The organism is Faecalibacterium taiwanense, from assembly GCF_036632915.2.
Taxonomy (GTDB): domain Bacteria; phylum Bacillota; class Clostridia; order Oscillospirales; family Ruminococcaceae; genus Faecalibacterium; species Faecalibacterium taiwanense.
In genome coordinates, this window is sequence record NZ_CP155552.1 from 594,284 (window position 1) to 617,238 (window position 22,955).

Annotated in this window: 21 protein-coding genes, 1 pseudogene and 2 riboswitches; of the genes and pseudogenes, 10 read left to right on the plus strand and 12 right to left on the minus strand. The window is 56.5% G+C overall.

Features of this window, described 5'->3' with window-relative positions; genetic code table 11:
- The first annotated feature begins 86 nt into the window (after window positions 1–86).
- Both PXT33_RS02775 and rlmD read left to right on the plus strand, forming a co-directional pair.
- On the plus strand, window positions 87–509 hold the full coding sequence (locus PXT33_RS02775; RefSeq protein WP_097774344.1) for a BlaI/MecI/CopY family transcriptional regulator: 423 nt from the start codon (window positions 87–89) through the stop codon (window positions 507–509).
- A gap of 15 nt (window positions 510–524) precedes the next feature.
- Complete coding sequence (gene rlmD / locus PXT33_RS02780) at window positions 525–1,952, plus strand: 23S rRNA (uracil(1939)-C(5))-methyltransferase RlmD (protein ID WP_332375907.1); 1,428 nt, start codon at window positions 525–527, stop codon at window positions 1,950–1,952.
- 62 nt (window positions 1,953–2,014) lie between these two features.
- Here the strand turns inward: rlmD and PXT33_RS02785 are convergent, their stop codons facing one another.
- The 6 genes and pseudogenes from PXT33_RS02785 to ribD all read right to left on the minus strand — a co-directional run bounded on the left by PXT33_RS02785 (window position 2,015) and on the right by ribD (window position 6,336).
- On the minus strand, window positions 2,015–2,467 hold the full coding sequence (locus tag PXT33_RS02785; RefSeq protein WP_005944118.1) for a low molecular weight protein-tyrosine-phosphatase: 453 nt from the start codon (window positions 2,465–2,467) through the stop codon (window positions 2,015–2,017).
- The gene (locus tag PXT33_RS02790) at window positions 2,464–2,880 is read right to left on the minus strand and encodes a response regulator transcription factor (RefSeq protein WP_005944121.1); all 417 of its coding nucleotides are present in this window, start codon (window positions 2,878–2,880) and stop codon (window positions 2,464–2,466) included. Before PXT33_RS02790 ends, PXT33_RS02785 begins: the two co-directional genes overlap by 4 nt.
- Window positions 2,881–2,900: 20 nt before the next feature.
- On the minus strand, window positions 2,901–3,377 hold the full coding sequence (gene ribE, locus PXT33_RS02795; protein ID WP_097781396.1) for a 6,7-dimethyl-8-ribityllumazine synthase: 477 nt from the start codon (window positions 3,375–3,377) through the stop codon (window positions 2,901–2,903).
- Between the two features lie 21 nt (window positions 3,378–3,398).
- Window positions 3,399–4,595 (minus strand): bifunctional 3,4-dihydroxy-2-butanone-4-phosphate synthase/GTP cyclohydrolase II, encoded by a 1,197-nt coding sequence (locus PXT33_RS02800; protein WP_097781397.1) that lies wholly within the window; start codon window positions 4,593–4,595, stop codon window positions 3,399–3,401.
- Between the two features lie 12 nt (window positions 4,596–4,607).
- Window positions 4,608–5,249, minus strand: a complete 642-nt coding sequence (locus PXT33_RS02805; RefSeq protein ID WP_154261081.1) for a riboflavin synthase — start codon at window positions 5,247–5,249, stop codon at window positions 4,608–4,610.
- Window positions 5,213–6,336 (minus strand): annotated as a pseudogene (ribD, locus tag PXT33_RS02810) (bifunctional diaminohydroxyphosphoribosylaminopyrimidine deaminase/5-amino-6-(5-phosphoribosylamino)uracil reductase RibD). Before ribD ends, PXT33_RS02805 begins: the two are co-directional and overlap by 37 nt.
- A 151-nt stretch (window positions 6,337–6,487) precedes the next feature.
- A riboswitch (FMN riboswitch) is annotated at window positions 6,488–6,602 on the minus strand.
- Between the two features lie 319 nt (window positions 6,603–6,921).
- Here ribD and PXT33_RS02815 point away from each other — a divergent pair.
- Both PXT33_RS02815 and PXT33_RS02820 read left to right on the plus strand, forming a co-directional pair.
- Complete coding sequence (locus PXT33_RS02815) at window positions 6,922–7,425, plus strand: resolvase (RefSeq protein WP_345786144.1); 504 nt, start codon at window positions 6,922–6,924, stop codon at window positions 7,423–7,425.
- Between the two features lie 144 nt (window positions 7,426–7,569).
- Window positions 7,570–8,085 (plus strand): hypothetical protein, encoded by a 516-nt coding sequence (locus PXT33_RS02820; protein ID WP_332375909.1) that lies wholly within the window; start codon window positions 7,570–7,572, stop codon window positions 8,083–8,085.
- A 58-nt stretch (window positions 8,086–8,143) separates the two neighbouring features.
- Here the strand turns inward: PXT33_RS02820 and PXT33_RS02825 are convergent, their stop codons facing one another.
- The 4 genes from PXT33_RS02825 to PXT33_RS02840 all read right to left on the minus strand — a co-directional run bounded on the left by PXT33_RS02825 (window position 8,144) and on the right by PXT33_RS02840 (window position 12,484).
- Complete coding sequence (locus tag PXT33_RS02825) at window positions 8,144–9,025, minus strand: aldose epimerase (protein WP_332375910.1); 882 nt, start codon at window positions 9,023–9,025, stop codon at window positions 8,144–8,146.
- 3 nt (window positions 9,026–9,028) lie between these two features.
- Window positions 9,029–9,193, minus strand: coding sequence for a hypothetical protein (locus PXT33_RS02830; protein WP_005944144.1), 165 nt, complete (start codon window positions 9,191–9,193; stop codon window positions 9,029–9,031).
- Between the two features lie 77 nt (window positions 9,194–9,270).
- Window positions 9,271–10,761 (minus strand): UxaA family hydrolase, encoded by a 1,491-nt coding sequence (locus PXT33_RS02835; protein ID WP_005944146.1) that lies wholly within the window; start codon window positions 10,759–10,761, stop codon window positions 9,271–9,273.
- A 208-nt stretch (window positions 10,762–10,969) separates the two neighbouring features.
- A complete protein-coding gene (locus PXT33_RS02840) occupies window positions 10,970–12,484 on the minus strand; it encodes a tagaturonate reductase (RefSeq protein ID WP_005944147.1) in 1,515 nt (504 codons plus the stop codon).
- A gap of 326 nt (window positions 12,485–12,810) precedes the next feature.
- On the opposite strand from PXT33_RS02840, the gene uxaC reads away from it, so the two are divergent.
- Window positions 12,811–14,244: a glucuronate isomerase gene (uxaC, locus tag PXT33_RS02845; RefSeq protein ID WP_332375911.1), complete on the plus strand. Its 1,434-nt coding sequence runs from the start codon at window positions 12,811–12,813 to the stop codon at window positions 14,242–14,244.
- An 88-nt stretch (window positions 14,245–14,332) separates the two neighbouring features.
- Here uxaC and PXT33_RS02850 read toward each other — a convergent pair whose 3' ends face one another.
- Complete coding sequence (locus PXT33_RS02850; RefSeq protein WP_332375912.1) at window positions 14,333–15,007, minus strand: hypothetical protein; 675 nt, start codon at window positions 15,005–15,007, stop codon at window positions 14,333–14,335.
- 150 nt (window positions 15,008–15,157) lie between these two features.
- A complete protein-coding gene (locus PXT33_RS02855) occupies window positions 15,158–16,849 on the minus strand; it encodes a M3 family oligoendopeptidase (RefSeq protein WP_332375913.1) in 1,692 nt (563 codons plus the stop codon).
- A gap of 202 nt (window positions 16,850–17,051) precedes the next feature.
- A riboswitch (THF riboswitch) is annotated at window positions 17,052–17,147 on the plus strand.
- Between the two features lie 155 nt (window positions 17,148–17,302).
- On the opposite strand from PXT33_RS02855, the gene PXT33_RS02860 reads away from it, so the two are divergent.
- The 5 genes from PXT33_RS02860 (at window position 17,303) to PXT33_RS02880 (ending at window position 22,872) form a co-directional block, all read left to right on the plus strand.
- The gene (locus PXT33_RS02860) at window positions 17,303–17,815 is read left to right on the plus strand and encodes a folate family ECF transporter S component (protein ID WP_097774352.1); all 513 of its coding nucleotides are present in this window, start codon (window positions 17,303–17,305) and stop codon (window positions 17,813–17,815) included.
- A gap of 14 nt (window positions 17,816–17,829) precedes the next feature.
- On the plus strand, window positions 17,830–19,104 hold the full coding sequence (locus tag PXT33_RS02865) for a folylpolyglutamate synthase/dihydrofolate synthase family protein (protein WP_332375914.1): 1,275 nt from the start codon (window positions 17,830–17,832) through the stop codon (window positions 19,102–19,104).
- Window positions 19,105–20,186: 1,082 nt separating this feature from the next.
- On the plus strand, window positions 20,187–21,563 hold the full coding sequence (locus tag PXT33_RS02870; protein ID WP_294648833.1) for an MATE family efflux transporter: 1,377 nt from the start codon (window positions 20,187–20,189) through the stop codon (window positions 21,561–21,563).
- A 19-nt stretch (window positions 21,564–21,582) separates the two neighbouring features.
- A complete protein-coding gene (locus tag PXT33_RS02875) occupies window positions 21,583–22,335 on the plus strand; it encodes an exodeoxyribonuclease III (protein ID WP_097781367.1) in 753 nt (250 codons plus the stop codon).
- Window positions 22,336–22,386: 51 nt separating this feature from the next.
- Window positions 22,387–22,872, plus strand: a complete 486-nt coding sequence (locus PXT33_RS02880; protein WP_005944184.1) for a small multi-drug export protein — start codon at window positions 22,387–22,389, stop codon at window positions 22,870–22,872.
- The last annotated feature ends 83 nt before the right edge of the window (window positions 22,873–22,955 follow it).

Genomic DNA, 22,955 nt, shown 5'->3' on the forward strand with positions numbered 1-22,955 from the left:
GCGCTTTGGCGCAGAAATTGGTATAATAATAAAACAAAGACAAACGTAAAAGCAAAAAAGATGTCAAAAGGAGGGAGAACAGCAGGATGTACGGCATCCCGGACAGTGTAAAGCCGCTTTCGGCGGCAGAGGAGCAGGTCATGCTTGCCGTGTGGGCCTGCCGTGCGCCCGTCACCCGGCGGGACATCGACGCAAAGCTGCGCGCAAAGGGCTGGGCACCGGCGACCGTTCTGAACTTTCTTTACCGGCTGGAAGAAAAGGGCTGGGTGAAAAGCGGCAAGGATGGCAACCGCAATACCTACACTCCGGCCATCACCCAGCGCGCCTACAACGTGTGGAGTATGCGGGAACGGCTGGACACCCTCTTTGGCGGCGACCTTGCGGCGGCGGTGCACGCGTTGGTCAGCGAGAGCGGCTGCGGCCAAAGCGAGCTGGAACAGGCCATGAAGGTGCTGGAGGAAAAGCATCTGGAAGCGGAAGAATATGATCTGTATGACCCTTATGGGTAAAAAGGAGAGCGGAAGATGGATTGCAAACTGCGTGCCAAAAACTGCGGCGGCTGCCCGATGCTGGGCATGGACTACGCCGCACAGCTGAAACAGAAAGAAGAGACCGTGAAAAAGCTGCTGGGCAGATTCGGCCCGGTGGAGCACATCCGGGGCATGGAAACGCCGTACCACTATCGGAACAAGGTGGTCTCCACCTTTACCACCGGCTGGGGTGGAAAACTTACCTCCGGCATCTACGCGGCAAACAGCCACAAGGTGCTGCCGGTGGAAAGCTGCCTTTTGCAGGACGAAGTGCTGGATAAGACCATGCTGGCCGTGCGTGCGGCAGCGGGCACCTGCCATTACCAGCCTTTTAATGAGGATAAGGGCACCGGCCTTCTGCGTCACTGCCTGCTGCGGCGCGGTGTTATGACCGGGCAGGTGATGGTGGTGCTGGTGACGGCTCAGCCGGTGCTGCCGGGTGCCAAGAACTTTGTCAAAGCCCTGCTGACCGAAGCCGGAAAGCAGGGCGTGGCCATCACCACCATCGTCCAGAACGTGAACGACCGCAAAACCAGCGTGGTGCTGGGCGATATGGAAAAGGTGCTGTACGGCAAAGGATTCATTCTGGACGAGCTTTGCGGCAAGACGTATGCGCTCAGCCCGCGCAGTTTTTACCAGATCAATCATACCCAGACCGAAGTGCTGTACGGCCTTGCGGTGGACGCGGCGCATCTCACCGGCAAAGAAGTGGTGCTGGATGCCTACTGCGGCATCGGAACCATCGGCCTGACCGCCGCCGACCATGCAAAGCAGGTAGTGGGCGTGGAGGTGAACCGCGAAGCGGTGCACGATGCCATAGGCAATGCAAAGCACAATGGCGTGAAGAACGCCCGCTTCTTTGCCGCAGATGCCACCCGGTGGATCGGCGAAGCCGCTGCGGCTGGTGAACGCGCAGACGTGATCTTTATGGACCCGCCGCGGGAGGGCTCTACGCCGCAGTTTATCGAAAGCGTGGCCCGCATGGCCCCGAAACGTGTGGTCTACGTGAGCTGCAACCCGGTCACGCTGGCCCGGGATCTGGAGCTGCTGACCCGGAAGGGATACAAAGTGGAGAGCAGCACGCCGGTGGATATGTTCCCTCACAGTGAGCATATCGAGACGGTATGCGCATTGTCCAAACTGGATATCCACCAGAAGATCACGGTAGACCTGAAGATGGATGAGTTGGACGTGACTGCTGCAGAGACCAAGGCTACTTATGAAGAGATCCGGGAGTACGTCAAGGAACACACCGGTCTGAACGTGAGCGACCTCTATATTGCACAGGTCAAGCAGAAATGCGGCATCAAGGAGCGGCAGAACTACAACAAGCCTAAGGCTGAGAACCCCAAGCGGCTCAAGTGCCCGGCGGAGAAGGAAAGAGCCATCCGGGAGGCGCTGAAGTATTTTAAGATGATTTGAAATAAAAAAATAGACGGATGTCTGTCAACTGGCAGACATCCGTCCGTTTTTATGATAATCTGTTATGATCGCAGTTCCTCAAGCAATGCCGTGCATCCTTCCAGTATATCCTGCCATGTGGCTTCAAAATCTCCCGTGAACCATGGGTCTGCCACTTCACGGGGATGATCTGTATGCGCCATCAGCAGCGAGACTTTATGCTGTGGGTCTCCGCCGACAAGCCGCAGGATGTCGCACAGATTACTTTCGTCCATGCCAATCAGATGATCATACCGTGCATAATCCAGCCGGGTCATCTGCCGGGCGGTCTTGCCGTTGCAGTCGATGCCATGTTCTGCCAGCTTCTGCCGTGCAGGAGGATAGACCGGATTTCCGATTTCCCATGCACTGGTGGCGGCTGATGCGATTTCAAATTGCTCGGATAGTCCTGCCTTGGACGTAAGGTCTTTCATCACATACTCCGCCATCGGGCTTCGGCAGATATTTCCGAGACAAATAAATAAGATCCTGGTCATGCCGGGTCGTTCTCCTTTTGGCTTACAAAAGCATAGCCGCCGTGGGTAGTGCGGATAAAGCTGCCGCAGCCGGCCAGCTTCTTTCGCAGATTGGAAACGGTATTTGCCACGACCTTTAAGGTGTCGTCACAGTTTTGTCCCCACACAGCACGGAAAAGCTCTTCTTTTGAGAAGATTTGTCCTTCGTGGGAGGCAAGCATCAGCAGCAAATCGAACTCCAGTCGTGTAAGGGAGACTTTTCTGCCGTTGCACGACACTTCGTGGGTCATTCCGTCCAGTGTAAGCCCCGGAAGAACCAACTTCTCCCATGAATCAATGGATATTTGCTCTGCCTCGATGTGCTCTCGTTCCAGAAGCATCCGGATCTTCTGCTCCAATTCCGGGTCAGGCTGTCGGGTCTTTATAACGATCATGGCAAACTCCTGCGTGTATTTTACTCTGCGGCGGTATCCATTTCCCGGAGCAGGTTTACCATCTCGATGGCACTGACTGCACAGTCATAGCCTTTATTACCTGCTTTGGTGCCTGCCCGCTCGATGGCCTGTTCGATGTTTTCGGTGGTCAGAACACCAAAGAGGACGGGAACCCCGCTTTCCAGCGAGACCGTGGCAATGCCTTTGGAAACCTCATTGCACACATAGTCGTAATGGCTGGTAGAACCGCGAATCACGGCACCAAGGCAGATCACAGCATCATACTTTCCGCTTTTTGCCATTTTAGAGGCAACCAGTGGGATCTCAAAAGCACCCGGAACCCATGCAACATGAATATCAGCGTCCTGCACATCGTGCCGGAGCAGACCATCCATTGCTCCGCTCAGAAGTTTGGATGTGATAAATTCGTTGAATCGGGCAGCTACGATACCGACCTTGATATTCTGAGAAACCAGCTTGCCTTCAAATGTTTTCATTTTTAAATACCTCTTTCGTTGTTAATATTCCAGAAGATGCCCCATCCGTGCCTGCTTCGTTTTCAGGTAAAATAGGTCATACGGGGTCGCCGTCATCTGAATGGGTACGCGCTCGGAGATCTCCAGCCCAAACTCGGAGAGCTGATATACTTTGTCCGGGTTATTGGTAAGCAGGCGCAGGCTTTTTACGCCAAGTTCCCGGAGGATCTGTGCGCCGAGATAATACTCCCGTTCATCTCCATGGAACCCCAGAGCGAGATTGGCTTCCAGCGTATCCATGCCCTGCTCCTGAAGTTCATAGGCACGCAGCTTGTTGATCAGACCGATGCCCCGGCCTTCCTGCCGCATATAGAGCAGGATACCCCGGTCTTCTTTTTCGATCTGCGTCATGGCAGCGGCCAGCTGCTGGCCGCAGTCACAACGCAAAGAGCCAAATGTATCTCCTGTCAGGCATTCCGAGTGGACGCGGCACAGAATATCCTTTCCATCGCCAATGTCACCTTTTACCAGTGCAATGTGATGCTCTCCGTTCAGGCGGCTCACAAAACCATAAGCTCTGAAGGTGCCATACTTGGTGGGCAGGTTCACTGCCGTCACCTGATCGACCAGTTTATCGTGACACTTGCGGTACTCCTGTAAATCACGGATGGTGATGAATTTGATCTGGAAACGCTCTGCCAGCTTTGCCAGTTCAGCGGTGCGCATCATCGTGCCATCCTCCCGCATGATCTCGCAGCACAGGCCGCATTCTTTCAGCCCTGCCAGACGGCACAGGTCAACGGTTGCTTCCGTGTGACCGTTGCGCTCCAACACACCGTTCTTTTTTGCCAGAAGGGGGAACATATGGCCCGGTCTGCGGAAATCTTCTGCTTTTGCGTGATCGTCCACACAAGCCATCGCCGTAATGGAACGCTCTGCGGCAGAAATGCCCGTAGAAGTAGAAACGTGGTCGATGGACACCGTAAATGCCGTTTCATGGTTGTCGGTGTTATGCTGCACCATCTGCGGAAATTGCAGCTTCTGGACGAAAGCCTCGGACATCGGCATACAGATCAGACCTTTGCCGTGGGTCGCCATAAAGTTGACGTTCTCGGTGGTGGCAAATTCGGCAGCACAGATGAAGTCCCCCTCGTTTTCACGGTCGGGGTCATCCGTTACCAGAATGATTTTTCCTTGCTTCAGGTCTTGCAAAGCTTCGGGAATGGTATTGAAGTTCATCGTAAACTCTCCTTAAAAGCCGCAGCGCAGCAGCATTTCTTTTGTGAGCGTGTTTTGCTTCGGTGTTTCTGATGGAAGCAGCCTCTCGATATATTTTCCAACAACATCGGTTTCCAAATTGACAAAATCCCCTTTGTGCCGTTGGTTCAGGTTCGTCTGACGGACGGTGTGCGGTATCGTGGACACGGAAAAGCCCGTAGGTTCCACCGCAGCCACGGTCAGGCTGATACCGTCTATTGTGATAGAGCCTTTTTCAACGACATAGCGAAGGATCGCAGAATCTGCATGAATGGTGTACCAGATAGCCGTATCGTCTTTTCGGATATTAGCAATGCGTCCGACGCCATCCACATGGCCTGCTACGATGTGTCCGCCAAAACGTCCGTTGGCCGGCATGGCACGTTCCAAATTGACAGCACTTCCAACGGTGAGCTGTGCAAGTGCAGAGCGGTTCAAGGTCTCGTGCATGACATCCGCAGCAAAGCTATCCGGGAAGAGCTGCCTGACGGTCAGGCAGATGCCGTTGACGGCGATGCTGTCGCCGATCCTGGTTCCTTCCAGAACCGTTTTTGCACGAACAGTCAGTACGGCGGAATGCTGTCCCCGATTGATGGATTTTATTGTTCCGACTTCTTCCACGATTCCGGTAAACACGGGTAATCCACCTCACTTTCGATCAGGAAATCTTTGCCAAGCTGTTCCAATCGGCTGTTCTTCAGGCGGAATGCAGCATCCGGAAGCGGGACACCTGCACCCTCAATGGGTGCTTTGGCATCCCTTCCTCCGAACAGCTTCGGGGCAATGTAAGCCTGTACCTGCTGCACGATGCCGCTTTCCAGTGCAGACCAGTTCAAGGTTCCGCCGCCTTCCAGCAGAATGCTGTCGATCTGCTCCTGCCCCAGCTGTTCCATCAGTTGCAGAAGATTCACATGACCGCAATGCGCTTCCAGACAAAGGACCCGGCACCCGGCCTGTTGATATGCCGCCTGCTTCTCCGGGTCGCCGCAGCAGGTCGCAAGAATGGTCGGAACCTGTTTGGCGGTCATGACCACCTGGGATTGCAGCGGTGTCCGCAAATGTGTATCACAGATGATCCGGACGGGATCACGGCCACCCTCTATCCGGCAGGTCAGCAGCGGGTCATCTGCTAGGATGGTTCCGACTCCCACCATAATGCCGCGGAATCGGTGTCGCTGCCGTTGAACATGATTCCGGGCAATTTCCCCGGTGATCCATTTGGAAGCGCCTGTGTATGTGGCGATTTTTCCGTCCATCGTCATGGCGTATTTCATGGAAACGAAGGGGCGTTTTGTGGTGATATAGTGGAAGAACACCTTGTTCAGCGCATCGCATTCCTCTTGCAGAACATTTTCGGTCACATCTATGCCGTGTGCGCGCAGGATTGCAATTCCTTTTCCAGCCACCAGCGGATTCGGGTCAGCAGAACCCACGACCACCCGGTGAATGCCCGCGTCCAGAATCGCATCCACGCAGGGCGGCTGCTTTCCGTAATGGCAGCACGGCTCCAATGTCACATACAGGGTCGCTCCCTGCGGATCTTCGGTGCAGGATGCCAGCGCATTGCGCTCCGCATGAGCCTGACCGTATCTCTGGTGCCAGCCCTGTCCGATGATCCTGCCCTCTTTTACGACCACGGCACCCACCATCGGGTTGGGAGATGTCCATCCGCAACCCTTTTTGCAAGCTGCAAAGCCAGACGCATATACTCTTTGTCGTTCATCGTGTCGCCTCCAAAAGAAAAAGCCCTGAACAAAAACGTTCAGGGCAAGCCGAAAAGACACAAGGAACCCTTATGCAAAAAAGAAAGCTCCAGAATGCAAACGCATCCCAGAGCAGCCTCCACAAGCGCAGAACCGTGCGGGCTCTGCGCTTGGTATCTTCTTTCATCCAGACTGTACTGTCGGCTTCGGAGTTTCACCGAATCATGCCTTACGGCTCGTGGGCTGTACCACCGGTAGGGAATCGCACCCTGCCCTGAAGATTTCTGATTCAATTACAGCGGCATTATAGCACGGCTCCTTTCGGATTGCAAGGGCATTCTGCAAACCGGGACGAAACCGGGATGAAGCGAATCGCTACAACAATAAAATCACATCGTCCGTAGGACAATGTGAACGGAGAATCCAAAGGGGCGCGGGTCGCCAGTGGCAACCTCAAAATGCGTTGCATTTTGAAGCGCTTGACCGAGCCGACAGGCGAGAGCAGCGCCCTTTGGCACACGACTTTGCTTGCAAAGTCTATTCCGAACAAGACGGTACGAACGGGAGGTGCTGGAAATGGCAGCAGAAAAGATCAAGGTCTACACATGAAGGTAGATACCACTGCCATTGAGCAGGAGATCGCCGCCTATGAGAAGCAGCTGCGGCAGCACTACTCCACAAAATCCCGGCTTATGGAGGAGATCGACAGCCTTGACCCGGACGACCGGCACTTTATCGCCCGAAAATCTGACCTTGACGACCGCCTTTATAAGATGTACGATAAAATCGAAGAGGTGGAAAATGAACTGATGGATGCCCGGGCAAAGAAGCAGACCATTGAAGCCGACAAAATCACAGGCGACAACATCTATAAGATCCTGATTTGCTTCGACAAGCTTTATGCCACCATGACCGAGGCGGAACGCCGCAGACTGGTGGAGATTTTGATTGATGAGGTGCAGATCTACCCGGAACGCCAGCCTAACGGACAGTGGCTGAAGTCCGTCCGGTTCAAGCTGCCTATCATCGACCATGACCTTGAATTGAGTTTGGACAATCAGGATCGTGTCGAGGTCGTGTGTTCGATGGTTAGAGTCAAAAAGCATTGATCTAATGTGAAGTAGGGTGAACCGTTTTATGGATTCTGTTACACAGCGTATAAAAATGATCCGGCAATATGAAGGAAAATAAGTAGGCCTGTGCGGTCTGGTGAAAAATAACAACACAAATAGCACAGAGAAAAGGAGCATCCCATGAACGCAAATATCAATTATGATGAGATCCCGGATACCAGTGCCGTGCAGGAGGACCTGCTTGCGGCGCTGAGCAGCCAGCATGTGACCGTGCACACGAATGAGGAGCCGGACTTCGACTACATGGAAAACGGGGATGTGGCTTTTGTGGTCAAGAATCCGCACAGCGAAGAGGATCTGCTCATTGAACTGGGCGGCGAGTTCTCGCTCTTCTTCGGCCTGTGGCATGGGCAGTACAAGGCCGTGGAGTATGACTACGACCGCATGAAGAAGGACATTGCAGCCATTCTGGCGGGCAATGCCGGTGCGCTGAGCCTGTATACCGACGGCAGGTGGCAGGGCAGCGCTCTCTGCCCGGAGAAGGTGTCTGCCGATGCCGACATGGAAAAGCTGCTGGAACGCTGCTGGCAAAAGCAGGAGCCGAAGGAAAAACTGCTGGCACAGGGCGGCAGGGTGGAACTGCTTTATTGGGACCCGGCGGAAAATAAGAGCTTTATGATTCCGGCAAAGAACTGAATTATAACAAAAAGGACACACCACAACGGTGTGTCCTTTTTGTTATACGATATGAAGCTTAGATCTTCTCGATGGTGATGCTCCAATCAGCGGTCATGGCCTCGTCCGGCTCCAGCACTTCGTGCTTGCCTTCCTCATTGACGCTGTTGGCCCAACCATTCCACGGCTCCATGCACACAAAGCTCTCGGCATCCTGCTGCCACAGCACGGCGTGGTCGAAGCTGTCGTCGGCATCCACAGTCACCTTGTGGCCGCTGCCGCTGTCGGTGAGGGTCATGGGGAACTGCACGCCGGTCAGCAGGCGCACGCTGTTGTCAGCACCTTCCTTGCGGGTGAGGGTGATCTTTTCCGGGGCAGCGGGCTGCTCGCCCTTGGCGCTCTCGGAACAGGTGGCGCACTTGATATCGAAGTCCACATTCTCCAGCTTGGAAGCCTTGAAGTAGGGGTGGAAGCCGAAGCTGAAGGGCATGTTGGTGTCGCCCTCGTTGATCACGGTCATGTTGATGGCGGCAGTGTTGCCCTCGAGGTTATAGTTCATCAGCACGGTGAAATCGAAGGGATAGAGGAACTTGGTCAGCGGGGTGGACTCCAAAATCAGGGTCACGCCGTCCGGGCCGACGCTTTCCACATCCCATGCGCACAGGTCGGCAAAGCCGTGGTTCTCCATGGGGTATGCCTTGCCGTCAAAGATGTGCACGCCGTTATCCGGCAGGCCGCAGTTGGGGAACAGCACCGGCACGCCGAAGCGGGGGCGGTTGCACTCGGAAAAATTGTGGTGGCGGGTCCAGATGTACTCCTCGCCGTTCAGGGAGAAGCCGGTGATCATGCCGCCGCGCTCCGGGGTGATGACCAGCTCGGTCTTTGCCTCAGCATCGGTGATAACGTACTGCTCATAGCAGGCACCGTTTTCGGTGACATAACGGGTGGTGATCTGATTCATAGTTCAGTCCTCCTTATGTTTCTGGTTCTGTGCCAGTTTTTCAAAATAATAATCAATGCCATAGCGAATGAGATATTTTATGACCCTTGCAATAACGGCCACGATAGCGGCAAAAATGCCGCCGTAAAGCAGAAACGCATAGATCATCATGCGAGTGGTCATAGCCATAAAAACACTTCCCTTCCGTTTTCATGCACAAAGAGGCTGCCGTACAGCCAAAGTGCCATACAGCAGCCTCGAAACGATTACAGAACGACGCCGTCCTTGAAGATGGAGATCTCGCGGAAGCCGTGCTTCTCGGCCTTGGTCTGCTCACCGCTTGCAACGCGGATGACCAGATCCAGCAGATCCTTTGCAGCCTCGTCGATGGTCTTTTCGCCATCGGCGATCACGCCGGTGTTGAAGTCGATCCAGCCGGATTTCTTCTGGGCCAGCGGGGTGTTGGTGGAGATCTTCAGGGTGGGAGCCGGGGCCGAGAACGGAGTGCCGCGGCCGGTGGAGAACAGGATCAGGTGTGCGCCTGCGGCGGTCATGGCCGTGGCAGAAACCAGATCGTTGCCGGGGCCGTACAGCATGTTCAGGCCCTTGGTGACAACGGGATCACCGTAGCCGATCACGTCCATGATGGGGGCAGTGCCGCCCTTCTGGACGCAGCCGCAGCTCTTGTCTTCCAGCGTGGTGATGCCGCCCTGCTTGTTGCCCGGAGAGGGGTTATCGTAGACCACCTCGTTGTGGCTGATGAAGTAATCCTTGAAGCCGTTGATCATGTGCTCAGCCTTGACAAAGACGTCATGGTTGATGCAGCGATCCATCAGGAAGCCCTCAGCACCGAACATCTCGGGCACCTCGGTCAGCACGGTGGAACCGCCGCGCTGGCCCATCATGTCGGAGAAGCGGCCGATGGTGGGATTGGCGGTGATGCCGGACAGGCCGTCCGAGCCGCCGCACTTCATGCCCACCACCAGATCGGACACGGGGATAGGCTCACGCTTGAACTGCCCGGCATAGGCAGCCAGCTCCTTGAGGATATCGCGGGCAGCGGTGAACTCGTCGTCCACCTCCTGACAGGTGAGGAACTTCACACGGTCGTGGTCGTACTCGCCCAGCTCTTCCACGAACTGATCGTGCTGCAGGTTCTCGCAGCCCAGATGCAGCACCAGAACGGCGGCAGCATTGGGGTGGCGCACCAGCGCAGCCAGCAGCTTGCGGGTCTGTGCATGGTCGTGGCCGGTCTGGCTGCAGCCGAAGGGATGGGTGAAGGTGTACAGGCCCTCGATGGAGCCGGTGACCAGATCCTGATTGTCGGCAACGATCTTCTTGGCGATGTCGTTGACGCAGCCCACGGTGGGGATGATCCAGATCTCATTGCGGATGGCGGCACGGCCGTCCTTGCGGCGGAAGCCCATAAAGGTCTCCGGCTCGACCTTGGGCAGGGGAGCCAGATCCGGGGCGGGGTTGTAGCTGTACTCTACCTCACCGGACAGGTTGGTGTGCACGTTGTGGGTGTGCATCCAGCTGCCGGGAGCGGCATCTGCGGTGGCGTGGCCGATGGGGAAGCCGTACTTGATCACGTTCTCACCGTTCTTGATGGGCTTCACGGCCATCTTGTGGCCCTGCGGAATGTCCTCCAGAGCAGTCACAGAAAGACCGTCCACTTCCACCAGCGTGCCCTTGGCAATGGGGTGCAGGGCAACGACCACGTTGTCGATGGGGCTGATATGAATTGCCTGCGGCATAGTTGTTCTCCTTATCGTATCGCACAAAAGGGAATGAACCCTCTCCGTCATCGCCATGCGATGCCACCTCTCCCGAAGGGCGAGGTCTTTGCGATGAAAACTTTACGTTTCCACGTTTCCGCAAAAGCTCCCCCCTCGGGGGAGCTGGACGCGAAGCGGACTGAGAGGGTTCACACCTCAAAGCAATGTTTCTTTTAAACGATCAGGCTTACAGGCAGCTCTTGTAAGCAGCCTCGGCACCCTGAGTGCGGATCATTTCCAGATCAGCCAGAACAGCGGCCTCCAGACCCTCGATCTTGGTCAGATCCTGATCCCACATCTGGGTGTTGGTCAGCACGGCGTTCACCAGCTGAGCAGCGGTGTCGTCCTTGTGTGCATAGTAGAAGTCCAGTGCCCATGCGTCATCCTGGATCTTGTAGGTGTTGCCGGCAGGACGCTTGCAGATCAGGCCGTCAGCGGTACGCTCCTGAATGTCGCTGGAATAGAAGGCAATGTAGGCTGCCAGAGACATGGTCAGGCACTTGGGCAGCTGCTTCTGCTCCTCGATGTAAGCCAGGAAGGAAGGCATGTTGCGGGCCTTCCACTTGGAGGTGGAGTTCAGGGAGATGCTCATCAGCTCGTGGTTAACGAAGGGGTTGTTGAAGCGGTCCTCAACAGCGGAAGCAAACTCTTCCAGATCCTTCTTGTCCAGCGGCAGGGTGGGGATGATCTCCTCGTGCAGCATCTTGTTCATGAAGCCGCGGATGGTGTCGTTGTGCATGCAGTCACGCACAATGTCGAAGCCGGCCAGATATGCGCCCAGAACGAAGCCGGTGTGTGCACCGTTCAGGATGCGGACCTTGCGCTTCTTGTAGGGGGTAACATCGGGCACGACCATGACGTTCACGCCGGCCTTCTTGAACGGCAGCTTGTCCTCCAGCTCAGCGGGGCCTTCGATGACCCACACGCCGAACACTTCGCCCACGTCCAGAGCGGCATCATGGTAGCCGTTGGCCTCTTCCATGGCAGCCAGTTCCTTGGGATCGCGGATGCGGCCCGGAACGATGCGGTCCACCAGAGTGGAGCAGAAGGTGTTTGCGTTGTTCATCCAGTCGATGAAGGCAGGCTCCAGATTCCAATCCTTGGCGTAGTTGTTGCAGCACTTCTGCAGCTCCTTGCCGTTGTTGTCGATCAACTCGCAGGACAGGATGGCCAGACCCTTGTCAGCAGCGCCGTTGAATGCCTTGTAGCGCTCGAACAGCACGCGGGTCAGCTTTGCGGGGAAGCTGTTGGGAGGAACCTGATCGAACTGGCTGTCGCCCTGCGTGTAGGCGATGCCGGCCTCAGTGGTGTTGGAAACGATGGTCTCCAGATCGGCAGAACGTGCCAGTTCCAGCACTTCGTCCCACTTGCCGTCGATGTAGGGGCACACACAGTCGGACACGCAGGAGATCACGCGCTTTGCATCGACCTTCTGGCCCTTCTCGCTGCCGCGCAGGTACAGGGTGTACAGGCCCTCCTGCTCGTTGATCCAGTCTGCCATCTGGGGAAAGTTGCTGATGGGCTGCACCAGCTTGACCTTGCCGTTGTAGCCGGCCTTCTCGTTTGCGATGTCATAGAAGTAATCCACGAAAGCACGCAGGAAGTTGCCCTCGCCAAACTGCATGACCTTGACGGGTGCATCCTTCAGGATGTAGCCGTTGTAGCCGGTGCCTTCCAGAACCTTGTAGTTCAAAGTTTCCATCTTGTTGATCTCCTTTATAAACTTGCTTTGCTTATCAGAGAGCCTCTTTGTCTGCCCTCTGCTCCTTACCCTATTTTATGCTGTTGTATACAAATAAGTCAAGAGCTTTGTGCAATATTTTTAGCCGTAAGGTGACGATTTGGGGCATTTCCAGCGAAAAGCACAATTGTGTGCTAGAAAATTTGTCACTTTTTCAGTTGTATACATGCGTGTTTTCCGTTATACTAAAGGTAAGACAAACCTGCCCGTGCAGGCGGGCGTCCCGTTGTACACAAGGTTTGACGGATTTTTAACAAAAACCATCAGAGAAAAGGAGTTATCGACCCATGAAAGCATTTATGGATAAGGAATTCATGCTCCAGTCTCCCACTGCTCAGCATCTGTACCACGACTACGCTGCGGATATGCCTATCTGCGACTACCACTGCCACATCCCTCCCCGTGAGATCTACGAGAACCGCCGCTTTGAGAACATCGCTCAGGTGTGGCTGGGCGGCCGCAACCCGGACGGCAGCTACTTTGGCGACCACTACAAGTGGCGCGTGATGCGTTCCAACGGTGTGCCCGAGGAGTACATCACCGGTGATAAGCCCGACCGCGAGCGCTTCCAGAAGTTTGCAGAGGCTCTGCCCATGGCCATCGGCAACCCGATGTACCACTGGACCAACCTCGAGCTGCATGTGTTCTTTGGCTACGACGGCGTGCTGAACGGCGACACCGCTGAGGAAGTGTGGAACCTGTGCAACGACAAGCTGCAGCACGATCCCAAGCTGACTGTCCGCGGCCTGATCGAGCAGTCCAACGTTGCCTTCATCGGCACCACCGATGATCCCATCGATGATCTGTACTGGCACAAGAAGATCAAGGAAGACTCCACCATCAAGTTCACCGTGGCTCCTTCCTTCCGCCCCGATAAGGCAATCAACATCAACAAGCCCGGCTTTGCCGAGTACATGGGCAAGCTGGCCGCTGTTGTGGGCAAGGAAAAGCTGGCCTGCATCGACTGCGTCACCGACGCTCTGACCAAGCGCATCGAGTTCTTTGCCGAGATGGGCTGCCGCGCTTCTGACCACGGTCTGGATTACATTCCCTACCGTGAGGCCACCAAGGAAGAGGTCAACGCCATTTACCAGAAGGTGATGAAGGGCGAAACCTGCACCGTGGAAGAGGCTGAGAAGTACCAGACCTACATCCTGATCCATCTGGGCAAGCAGTATCACCGTCTGGGCATCGCCATGCAGATCCACTACAACTGCCTGCGCGGCGTGAACCGCAAGATGAACGCTCTGCTGGGACCCGACACCGGCTATGATATGATCAACACCGCTACCTGCGGCGGCGAGATCGCAAGCCTGCTGAGCGCCCTGAACGACACCGACGAGTGCCCCAAGACCATCATCTACAGCCTGAACCCCGCCGACGACGCACAGATCGGCACCATTCTGGGCTGCTTCCAGAACAGCGAGGTGCCGGGCAAGATCCAGCACGGCTCCGCATGGTGGTTCAATGACCACAAGATCGGCATGGAAGAGCAGATGACCCGTCTGGCAAGCCTGGGCCTGCTGGGCAACTTCGTTGGCATGCTGACCGACAGCCGCAGCTTCCTGAGCTACACCCGTCACGACTACTTCCGCCGCATCCTGTGCAACATCATCGGCCAGTGGGTCGAGGATGGCGAGTATCCCAACGACGAGAAGGCTCTGGAGAAGATCGTCAAGGGCATCTGCTTCGACAACGCAAAGCGCTACTTCAACCTGTAAGAAGTTCTGCCTAAACTGAATAAGGCAATAGAAAGCCCCCGGAACGGTGTGAAACGTTCCGGGGGCTTTTGCTGTAAGCAGATAATGTTTACTTTACAAGGCCGCGCAGCACAACGCGGGCAGTGGAAACATCGGAACCGAGCAGGGTGTCGTAGGCATTCAGGATGTCGCGGATGGCCTGCAGGTTGTCCTTGGTCAGGGTGTAGGTCTTGGTGGAGCCGTCTTTGCCGGTAAAGGTGGCGGTGACGCTCTTGGCGGCAAGCCACTCGTTCAGCCAGCTGGTGCTGTCGTCCATATCGAACAGCTCATAGTCGAACCATGCCTTGAGGTCGTTGTCGTAGCCGCCGATGAACTCTTCATCACAGGTGAAGTCGTAGTAGTTATCCTCGGTCTCTACCCGAACAGATTTCATGTCCAGCTTTTTATTGCCGAAGTAGGTCATGCCCAGACTGAGATAAACGGTGGGATCATCGTTGGTAACGAACAGGTAGGGGTACAGGCCGCAGGAGGCCTTTTCCATGCTGGCATCCTCGTAGGGAGAATCGATCTGCCAGCCCTCGGCCTCGCTGTCATAGGTGACAGTGAACTTGGACAGGGCAGAGCGCAGCTGTGCCTCCGACACCGCATTGGTCACAGAAATCTCTGCCGGTGTGGCAGTATCCACGGCGGCAGGGCTCAGGGCAAAGGCGGAGACGCCGCCCATCAGGATGGCGGCGGTGCACAGGCAGGCGGCACCGCGCTTGAACAGTCCGGTCAGTTTCATAAGGATCTCCTTTCGCTTCACAGAAACGCTTTTTCTCTGTCCAGAGCATACCAGATTTTACGGCTCCTGACAGCAAAACGGCATGAATCGCCCCTCAGATGCATCAAAACGACCGTTCAGATGGTGTGCAGTGCGGATGAAAACGGCTTCTTATACCTGATGGGTCTCCAGCCAGTCGGTCATCTGCTGGGCGATGCCTTTGATGCTGCCATCCTCAAAGGGGATCTTCAGCCCGGCAGTTTCCAGCAGCTCGGTGTAGCTGGCCATGCCTGCACGGCGCACAAGGCGCAGATAGCGCTGCCATGCGTCCTTGTGGTCGGTCAGGCTCAGCAGGAAGAACTGCAGTGCGGCCATGGTGGACAGGCAGTAGTCGATATAGTAGAAGGGGCACTCATAAATGTGCAGCTGACGCTGCCAGCCTGCACCGCGGCCATAGAAGGGAAGACCGGCAAAATCGATCCACGGGCGGTACTTCTTTTCCAGCTTGAGCCACTCGGCATTGCGTTCATCGGGGGTCAGATCCGGGTTCTGGTACATGATGTGCTGGAACTCGTCCACTTCGCATCCGTAAGCAAGGAACACAAAACTGTCCTCGGCGTGCAGCAGGGCGTATTTGTCGGTGTCCTTGCCAAACAGCAGATGATGCCACGGTGCGGTCAGGAACTCCATGGCCATGGAGTGGATCTCGGCGCTCTCCATGCCGGGACATTCCAGATCGGCGGGCACTTCGGGATCACGCTCGGCCACATAGCCCTCAAAGGCGTGGCCGCACTCGTGGGTCAGCACGTCCACATCGCCGGAGGTGTTGTTCCAGTTGGCAAAAATGAAGGGGGCCTTGTAGCTGGGCAGGCTGGTCATGTAGCCGCCGGACATCTTGCCGGGGCGGCTCTCCACATCGAACAGCTCGTTGTCCTGCATAAAGTCGATGAACTCGGCGGTTTCCGGGCTAAGCTCATGGTACATGGTGCGGGCGGCATCCATACGGGCTTTGTAGCCGGGAATGGGCTTGGGATTGCCGTCCTTGAACATGATGGGCAGATCGGTGAAGGTGGGGCGGGCAATGCCGGTGCGCTTTGCACGCAGGGCCATCACCTTTTGCAGCTGGGGCACCACATCGTTTGCCACCTGATCGCGGAATTTCCGGATCTCCTCCGGGCCGTAGCCGATGCGGTTCATGCGGACGTAGGAGAGCTCACTGTAGTCGTGATAGCCCATTACCCGGGCCTGTGCATTCAGGTTCTTCACGATCTCGCCGTACAGCTCGTCCAGCTCGGCACGGTGGGCGTCAAAATAACCGGCCTCGGCCTCGTAGGCGGCGCGGCGCACGGCAGGGTCCAGATCCTCCTTGTAAGGGCCCAGCTGCGGGATGGTGAGCTGTTTGCCGTCCAGCTCCACCAGTGCGCCGCCGTAGATCTGCTGGTAGCGGCTCACCAGAGCATTGAACTGCTGCTGCAGCTCCACGGTGCGGTCATCCATGCCCAGAACGGCATTCTTCATACCGGCCACACAGGTGGTGCCGAATTTTTCGGTCAGGGCATCCACATGCGGATTCGCAAGGAAAGCGCGGCTGATCTCTACGCTGGCGTTGGTCACGGCGGGGCCGTTGGCATCAAAGAAGTCCTGCTCAGCCTTCCAGTATTCATCGCGGGTGTCGCAGGTGTAGTGGATGTTGGCAAGGTTCGCGGCGGTGTTGTACTCCGCAAAGGCTTCGCTCTGCTCGTAGTAGAGCCGGACAAGAGCATCGCCGTCCGGTGCGGCAGCGGCCTTTGCGGCCAGCTCTTTGCACCGGGCCAGCAGGGCACCGATGTCCGGGCGGGTATAGGTCATTTCGTTGAATTTCATTGGGAAACATTCCTTTCCGGGAGAAGACTCCATATTTAAGGTTAAACCCATCTTACCACGTTATGCGGCAAATGAAAAGGGGACACAGGCCAAAACCCGGCAGATGCTATGCACAACTGCTAAAATTTGACGATGCGGTTTGGCAAAGTTGTCTGTGCAGGCGGTTGCATGGCTGCGGCAAAAGGACTATAATAAAACCATCAACAGAGTAAGACCATGTGCGTTAAGTGCCGCATCAACGGGGAGTTGTGCTGTGGACGAAGGCGTACCCGCGGTGCATGGTCTGCATCCCGCTGCTGCATGGACTTGGGTGCAGGCGAGACGGCTTGCGTCCCGCCCGGAAGTGAAAGTTGTTGGATTCACGCCCTCCTTTGTGCGGTTTGTCACAGGGAGGGCGTTTTTGTTTGTGCAGACCGCCCGCCCGGTATTCCTTTTGCAAGGAGGACAGTTGATATGAACAACTCGAAAAATTCCGTCCGTACGCTCACCATGCTGGCCTTGCTGGTGGCAATGAGCATCGTGTTCAGCTGGGTGCTGAGCATCTCCACCGGCTTTGTGCGGTTCAATCTGGGCAGCCTGCCGGTGCTGCTGGCAGCGCTGCTGTTCGGCCCCGGTGCCGGCTTTGCCGTGGGCGCCGTGGCCGATATGATCGGCGGCGTGCTGGCAGGCTACGCCATCAACCCGCTCATCACGCTGGGCGCGGGTGCCATTGGTCTGGTGGCGGGGCTTGCATGGCAGAAGCTGCCCGGGCTGCGCACCGGCCTGCGGCTGCAGATCAGCGTGCTGCTGGGACACTTTGTGGGTTCCATGGTCATCACCTCGCTGGCACTGCGCATCTTCTACGGCTACCCGTGGGCAACGCTGGCAGTGCGCATCCCCAATGCACTGATCCTGGCTGCGGTGAACACTGTGCTGCTGCGCATCCTGCTGGAGAACCGTACCCTGATGAAGATGGTGAAAAAGTAAAAAGAGGCATTACAATGAATTACGAACAGGCAATGGAATACATCCATGCGGTCCAGTGGGCCGGCCACAAGCCCGGCCTGACGCGCACCCGCACCCTGCTGGCCGCACTGGGCGACCCGCACAAACAGCTCAGATTCGTGCATGTTGCAGGCACCAACGGCAAGGGCAGCACCGCCTCCATGATGGCGTCCTGCCTGCAGGCCGCGGGCTATCGGGTGGGCCTGTACACCTCGCCCTTCATCAACCGCTTCAACGAGCGCATCCAGATCAACGGCGTGCAGATCCCGGATGAAGAGCTGGTGAAACTAGTGGAGCAGGTAAAGCCCGCCGCCGATGCCATGGAAGATGTGCCCACCGAGTTTGAGATCATCACGGCGCTTGGGATGCTCTATTTTGCCCAGCAGAAATGTGAGATCGTGGTGCTGGAGGTGGGCCTTGGCGGCACGCTGGATTCCACCAACGTCATTGATGCCCCGGAGTGCGCAGTCATCACGGCACTGGGTATGGATCATGTGAAGGAGCTTGGCCCCACTCTTGCGGACATTGCCGCCGCCAAGGCGGGGATCATCAAGGAAGAGTGCCCGGTGGTGAGCTACGGCGGCGTGCCGGAGGCAGATATTGTTATCCGCCGCGTCTGTGCTGAAAAGCATGCCGAGCTGACTGAGGTGGATTTCAGCAGGCTGAAGTACGAGGGCGGCAGCCTTGACGCGGTGGAGTTCGACTTTGACGGCCTGACGGATGTGCACCTGCCCCTGATCGGCAGCTACCAGCCGCGAAATGCGGCGCTGGCTATCACGGCTCTGCGGGTGATGCGTGCCCATGGCTGGAACATTCCGGAAAGCGCCATCCGTACTGGTCTTGAAACGGTCAGCTGGCCGGGCCGGTTCGAGCTGCTGCGGCACGCGCCCGCGTTTCTGCTGGACGGCAGCCACAACGCCCACGGAATGCGTGCCACGGTGCAGAGCCTGAGAGACCGCTTCCCCGGGCAGAAGTTCGTTTTTCTGGTCAGCATCATGGCAGACAAGGATGTGGACCAGATGCTCAGCCTGCTGGCACCGCTGGCGGTGCGGTTCGTCACGGTGGCGGCGCACACGCCGCGCTCCATGCCTGCCGAAACCCTGGCAGAACACATCCGGGCCTATGGCTGCAGGGCGGAAGCGGCAGCTTCCATTGAAGCGGGCGTGGCCCGGGCGGTGGAGCTGGGCGGCGAAGGCCCGGTGTGCGCACTGGGCACGCTGTATTTCTCTGGCGATGTGCGGAAGGCGTTTGCGGAACTTGTGAAGGGCTGAAGATTTAAAATGGCTCCGCGTGCGCTGCGCCATCATCAGCGGAAAAATATTTTTATATTTGCAAATCAGGAAAATCTGCGGATTTTCCTGATTTGCTTTTTCACGGTAAGAGCCGTAACGGCTGACGGCATCTTGCTGCTGTCAGCCTGCGGCTGTCGCGCAGCGGATAAAGCGAAAGCTTGCCCGCACGGCTTGTCGCGTAAGCGACTTTAAATCGGCGGAACACAAAAAATCCTTTAGCGAAGCGACTTGGATTTTTTGTATGGAGCCCAACAGCTTTGGGGTCTGAAAGGGGCGAGCAGCCCCTTTCTCGTTGCGGGGTGGGTGGAGTCCAGAGGCAGGGAGGGGGGACTCGAAACACCCCTCCCTGCCTCTGGCCCAGCGGAGCGTCCCCGGCGGCGATGATTTTTATAAAAGCTATGAAGCCTGTCCCACGCGACTGCTCTCTGCACAAGAAGCAACTTTTTCTGTGAAAAAGCAAACAAGCCAGCTCCGCAGGGCTGGCTTATTTGCAATAAAAAATAATTTTCCGCTAAAAATGCCCAGAGTGAAACGGAGGGCATTTAAATGGTTAGGCCTGCGATAGCACAGACAAAAAGAAAAAGCGGTGACTCGTGCAGGTTGAGTCATCGCTTTTCTTGCCCCTTGCGGGGCAGGCAGGGTAAATGATAAGAAGGTAAATGAAGAAAATAGCAATTTTAAGAACAAAGGCTTTGTGCTGAGCGAAGAACCGCTCGTAGAAGCTCATGTATCCAACGTAATGCCTTTGTTGGATACAACATACCACTTTTTTGGAAGAATTACAAGCCCTTTTTTCGATTTTTCACCAATAAACGTGCGAAAAATCGCATTTTTGGAGAAACGCACAAATTCAACGAGAAGTTCCCGGCAAACTGACGAACAAGCATAAAAATGAGCCGGTGCGGCCCAGAACGGCGGCAAAAAAGACGCAGAATGCGACAGTTCTTTACAAGAACCGGTCCGTGTGCTAAGATGAATACATTCAATGGGAAGTCTGCCCTGCGAAGGGTGGGCGTATGTGTCCGAGCGGGATGGCCCGGCACGGGGAAAGGAGCATATCAATGGAAAATCAGGCGGTGAGCGGAACAAAAAAGCCGCTCTTCGGAGGGCGGAAGCCGCTGTTCACACAAAAGGAACTGCTGCTGCTGACCGGCCCGCTGCTGGTGGAGCAGCTGCTGGAAGTGACCGTGGGTATGGCCGATACCATGATGGTGTCCCGCTGCGGCGAAGCGGCCATTTCCGGTGTCAGCCTTGTGGACATGATCAACAACCTCATCATCGTGCTGTTTGCGGCGCTGGCCACTGGCGGCGCAGTGGTGGTAAGCCAGTTTTTGGGTGCGCGGGAGCAGAAGGAGGCCGATGCAAGCTCTGGCCAGCTGCTTTTGCTCAGCGGTGTGTTCGGGTTGCTGGTGGGTGCATTCTGCTTTGTTCTGGCCCGGCCCATGATCCGGCTGTTCTACGGTGCCATCGAGGCCGATGTGCTGGATGCCAGCGTGCTGTACCTGCGCATCATCGCCATCAGTTATCCGTTTCTGGCACTGTATAACGGCGGTGCGGCACTGTTCCGCAGCATGGGCAACTCCAAGATCTCCATGCAGATCAGCTTTTTGATGAACGTGATCAACATTGTGGGCAACGCAGTGTGCATCTTCGGATTTAAAATGGGCGTAGACGGTGTTGCATGGCCCAGCGTGCTGTCTCGTGTGGTGGCAGCGGCCCTTATCCTGCGCAAGTGCTACCAGAAGGGCAATGCCATCACGGTGCCCAAGACCACCCGGCTGGATGCAAAGATGACAAAGCGCATTCTGGGCATCGGCATCCCGTCCGCCTTTGAGAACAGCCTGTTCGAGGCCGGACGCATTCTGGTGGTGAGCATGATCTCCACCTTCGGCACAGTGCAGATCGCAGCAAACGCCGTGGCAAACAATCTGGACGGCATGGGCGTGATCCCCGGCAAGGCCCTCAGCCTTGCCATGATCACGGTGGTGGGCCGCTGCATCGGTGCGCGGGACGACGAGCAGGCTGTTTATTATACCCGCAAGCTGACGGTGTGGTCTTACATCGCAATGGGGCTTTCCAACGGTGCCATCCTGCTGTTTTTGCACAAGCTCATCGGCATCTACGCGCTGTCCGGTGAGACGATGGTGCTTTCTGAGCTGCTGGTACGTATCCATGCAGGCTTTGCCATCCTGCTGTGGACCCTGTCCTTCGTGCTGCCCAACGCCCTGCGTGCAGCCAACGATGTGAAGTTCACCATGATCGTGTCCATCCTGAGCATGGCGGTGTGGCGGCTGGGCTTCAGCTACCTGCTGTGCGTGCGCATGGGCTGGGGCGCTGTGGGCGTGTGGATCGCAATGATCATTGACTGGGTTTGCCGCGTGACATGCTTTGTGCTCCGCTTCCGCAGCGGTGTATGGAAAACCAAATATCAGGCATAACATAAAGAGGAGTATACTTATGAAACTGATCAGCTGGAACGTCAACGGCCTGCGCGCCTGCCTGACCCATGGCTTTGCCGAGAGCTTTGCGGCTCTGGATGCCGATATCTTTTCGGTGCAGGAGACCAAGATGCAGCCCGGTCAGGCGGATTTTGCGCCGGATGGCTACACCGAGTATACCTATTCTGCCGAGAAGAAGGGCTACTCCGGCACGGCCTGCTGGTGCCGTGAGCAGCCGCTGACCGTGACCGCCGGCATCGGCATTGAGCAGCACGACCACGAGGGCCGTGTGCTCACGCTGGAATACCCGGGGTTCTGGCTGGTGAACTGCTATACCCCCAACAGTCAGGATGGGCTGAAGCGTCTGGACTACCGCATGGAGTGGGAGGATGCCTTCCGTGCCTACCTGCTGGCACTGGACGCAAAAAAGCCGGTGATCCTGTGCGGCGATCTGAATGTTGCCCATAGAGAGATCGACATCAAGAACGACAAGACCAACCACATGAGCGCAGGCTTTACCGATCAGGAGCGCGGCAAAATGACCGAACTGCTGGACGCAGGCTTTGCCGACAGCTTCCGCGTGCTGCACCCGGATGAGGTGAAGTACAGCTGGTGGAGCTACCGCTTCCACGCCCGCGAGAAGAATGCGGGCTGGCGCATCGATTACTTCATCGTGTCCCGCCGCATTGCCGATAAGATCCGCGCGGCGGAGATCCACAACGAGATCTTCGGCTCAGACCACTGCCCGGTGGAGCTGGACATTGACCTGTAACCTGTAAAAAAATGCCTGCTCTCCCGGAAAGAGCAGGAAAAAGGAGACTCTATGCTCAAAAGCTATCTGCTGGTATTTTTTGTTTCCATGGTGCCGCTCATTGAACTGCGCGGAGCCATCCCCATCGGGCTTGGCATGGGCCTGCCCATCCTGCCCACCTATCTGGTGTGCGTGGTGGGCAACATGATCCCGGTGCCGTTCATCTATCTGTTTGCACGCAAATTCCTGATCTGGGGCTACCACAAGCCCCTTATCGGGCCAATCTGCAAGTTCTGCATCGTCAAGGGCGAGAAAGGCGGCCGCGCACTGGAAGCCAAGGCGGGCCGCGGCCTTGTGGTGGCGCTGCTGCTGTTCGTGGGTATCCCGCTGCCGGGCACCGGCGCGTGGACCGGGACGCTGGCGGGCTCGATCCTGGATATGAAGTTCAAGGACGTGGTCAAGGCCTGCATGGGCGGCGTGCTGCTGGCGGGCATCATCATGGGTCTGGCCAGCGCGGGCCTGCTGGGTGCGCTGAGCACCCTGTTCTCGGTGGGCTGAGAAAAAAGACTGCGTTCCGGCAAAGAACAACAATTGACAATGGCATTTTGCCGCCGAGTATGCTAAAATAAAAAAGTGTTTTG